The organism is Streptomyces sp. NPDC057654 (assembly GCF_042800135.1).
Taxonomy (GTDB): domain Bacteria; phylum Actinomycetota; class Actinomycetes; order Streptomycetales; family Streptomycetaceae; genus Streptomyces.
In genome coordinates, this window is sequence record NZ_JBHVHQ010000944.1 from 1 (window position 1) to 3,154 (window position 3,154).

Consider the following 3,154-nt stretch of genomic DNA (forward strand, 5'->3'; position numbering starts at 1 on the left):
CCGCTACACCCGGCTGCGGCCGTTCCTGCTGCGCCTCGGCGACACCGGCGACTTCGGCGGCCTCCAGCCGCCCGAGGGACCGCCCGCCGAGGGCGGCACGGCGGGTGACGCGGCGGTGGGCGGCGGCTCCGGAGCACCGTGATCGACGGGCGCAGTAGGGTAGTGGCGCGGCGCCGCCCGCTCGGCCGCCGGACCGGCGCGTCGCCGGACCGGTACCGCGGGCAGCACCGCGCGATCGAGCACCGTCTCAGCCGCACCGCCCGCCCGTCGGCCTCAGCGCCGTCAACAGCCCTATATCCGCACAGCACGCACAGCACGCACATCTCGTAAAGCCGTACATCTCGTAAAGCCGTACATCCGCAGTCGACGACAAAATGGAGCAGGACGTTGTCCCGTCAGGTGTTCCTCTACGACCCGCCGGACCGCTTCGTCGCCGGCACGGTCGGGCTGCCTGGCCGCCGTGCCTTCTTCCTGCAAGCCACCGCGGCCGGCCGGACGACCAGCGTCGCCCTGGAGAAGACGCAGGTCGAGGCGCTCGCCGAGCGCATCGACGAACTCCTCGACGAGGTGGTGCGCCGCACCGGCGGCAACGCCCCCGTGCCCGCCGTCGCCCCCGCCGAGGTCGCCGACACCGCGCCCCTGGACACTCCCGTCGAGGAGGAGTTCCGGGTCGGCACCATGGCCCTGGCCTGGGACGGCGAGGAGCAGCGCATGGTGGTCGAGGCGCAGGCCCTCGTCGAGCTCGACGCCGACTCCGAGGAAGACCTCGCCGAGGCCGAGGAGCGGCTGCTCCAGGACGAGGCGAACGGCCCGCCGATGCTCCGCGTACGGCTCACCGGGCTGATGGCCCGCGAATTCGCCAAGCGCGCCCTGGAACTCGTCAACGCCGGCCGCCCGCCGTGCCCGCTGTGCAGTCTGCCGCTCGACCCGGAGGGACACGTATGCCCGCGCCAGAACGGATATCGCCGCGGGGCGTGACGCCGCCGCCGGAGCTGCTGACGCTCGGCGAGCTGACGGTGCACGGGAGGGTGCGGGAGGCGTCCAACGCGGTGCTGTACTGCACGGTCGCGCACGAGGGCCGCAGCGCGGCCTGTGTGTACAAGCCGGTGGCGGGGGAGCGCCCGCTGTGGGACTTCCCCGACGGCACCCTCGCGCAGCGCGAGGTGGCGGCGTACGAGCTGTCCGAGGCCATGGGCTGGAGCCTGATCCCGCAGACCGTGCTGCGCGACGGCCCGTACGGGCAGGGCATGTGCCAGCTGTGGATCGAGCCGTCGGAGGACGAGGAAGGCGAGGACGCTTCCTCGGCGGACTCGGCGGACTCGGCGGACTCGGCGGACTCGGCGGACTCGGCGGACTCGGCGGACTCGGCGGACTCGACGGACTCGACGGACTCGGCGGACGGCGAGCGCTCCGACGGGGACGGCATTGGGCTCGGCGCCGCCGCCGGGCTGCTGGCGCTGATCGAGGCCGAGGAGCCCGGCCCCGGCTGGAAGGCCATCGGCTTCGCCGAGGTCGGCGAGGGCCGCACCGCGCTGCTGGTCCACGCGGACGACGTACGGCTGCGCAGGCTCGCCGTGCTCGACGCCGTGATCAACAACGGCGACCGCAAGGGCGGCCACCTCCTGCCCGCCTCCGACGGCCGCTTCTACGCCATCGACCACGGCGTGACCTTCAACGCGGACGACAAGCTGCGCACCCTGCTGTGGGGCTGGGCGGGCGAGCCGCTGCCGGCGGACGCCCTGGAGGCGCTGCGGCGACTTTCGGCCGACCTGGCCGACGGAGGGCCGCTCGTCGCCCGTCTGGCCGAGCTGATCACCGCTGCCGAGATCGAGGCCCTCAGAGGCCGCGTCGCCGATCTTCTGCGGACCGGGCGGCACCCCGCGCCCAGCGGGGAGTGGCCCGCGATCCCCTGGCCGCCGGTCTGACCCAGCACGCGGCCGAGGCCCGCGCAAGACCGCGTAACCAGCCAACGACCGTATCCGGTTCGTATACGGACACTGCATCCGGTTACGCTCAAGACATGTATGCCTGGCCCGCTTCTGAGGTGCCCGCCCTGCCTGGCAGTGGCCGCGACCTCCGAATCCACGACACCGCGACCGGCGGCCGAGTCACCCTCGCCCCCGGTCCCGTCGCCCGTATCTACGTCTGCGGCATTACGCCCTACGACGCCACCCATATGGGGCACGCGGCGACCTACAACGCGTTCGACCTCGTGCAGCGCGTGTGGCTCGACACCAAGCGGCAGGTTCAGTACGTCCAGAACGTCACCGACGTCGACGATCCGCTGCTGGAGCGGGCCGTGCGCGACGGCCAGGACTGGACAGCCCTCGCCGAGCGCGAGACGGCCCTGTTCCGCGAGGACATGACCGCCCTGCGCATGCTCCCGCCCCAGCACTACGTCGGCGCCGTCGAATCCATACCCGGCATCGTCCCCCTCGTCGAGCGGCTGCGCGACATCGGCGCCGCCTACGAACTCGACGGCGACACCTACTTCTCCGTCGAGTCGGACCCGCACTTCGGCGGCGTCTCCGGGCTCGATGCCGAGGCCATGCGGCTGCTCTCCGCCGAGCGCGGCGGCGACCCCGAGCGGCCCGGCAAGAAGAACCCGCTTGACCCGATGCTGTGGATGGCCGCCCGCGAGGGCGAGCCCAGCTGGGACGGCGCCTCGCTCGGCCAGGGCCGCCCCGGCTGGCACATCGAGTGCGTGGCCATCGCCCTCGACCACCTCGGCATGGGCTTCGACGTGCAGGGCGGCGGCTCCGACCTCGCCTTCCCGCACCACGAGATGGGCGCCTCCCACGCCCAGGCGCTGACCGGCGAATTCCCCTTCGCCAAGGCGTATGTGCACGCCGGTATGGTCGGCCTGGACGGCGAGAAGATGTCCAAGTCCAAGGGCAACCTCGTCTTCGTCTCCCAGCTGCGCCGGGACGGCGTGGACCCCGTCGCCATCCGGCTCGCGCTCCTCGCCCACCACTACCGCGCGGACTGGGAGTGGACGGACGGCGTCCTGGCCGAGGCCGTGGAGCGGCTCGGCCGCTGGCGCGCCGCCGTGTCGCGCCCCGACGGGCCGTCGGCCGACGCGCTCGTCGAGGAGATCCGCGAAGCGCTCGCGGACGACCTCGACGCGCCGGCCGCGCTCGCGGCGGTCGACCGC

Annotated in this window: 3 protein-coding genes and 1 pseudogene; all 4 read left to right on the top strand. The window is 73.2% G+C overall.

What is annotated here, in order from left to right; all coding sequences use genetic code 11:
• Positions 1-142 (top strand): annotated as a pseudogene (locus ACFU99_RS38655) (phosphoglycerate mutase); the annotation flags it as partial.
• A gap of 245 nt (positions 143-387) precedes the next feature.
• Positions 388-978, top strand: coding sequence for a DUF3090 domain-containing protein (locus ACFU99_RS38660; protein ID WP_078643298.1), 591 nt, complete (start codon positions 388-390; stop codon positions 976-978).
• Positions 942-1,925, top strand: a complete 984-nt coding sequence (locus tag ACFU99_RS38665) for an SCO1664 family protein (protein WP_384401896.1) — start codon at positions 942-944, stop codon at positions 1,923-1,925. Before ACFU99_RS38660 ends, ACFU99_RS38665 begins: the two co-directional genes overlap by 37 nt.
• A 95-nt stretch (positions 1,926-2,020) precedes the next feature.
• A partial coding sequence (mshC, locus tag ACFU99_RS38670) for a cysteine--1-D-myo-inosityl 2-amino-2-deoxy-alpha-D-glucopyranoside ligase (RefSeq protein ID WP_384401899.1) occupies positions 2,021-3,154 on the top strand: 1,134 nt, incomplete at its 3' end.

Excerpts from the sequence above, each read along its gene's own strand:
- ACFU99_RS38665 (WP_384401896.1), top strand. The coding sequence starts at position 942 with ATGCCCGCGCCAGAACGGATATCGCCGCGGGGCGTGACGCCGCCGCCG.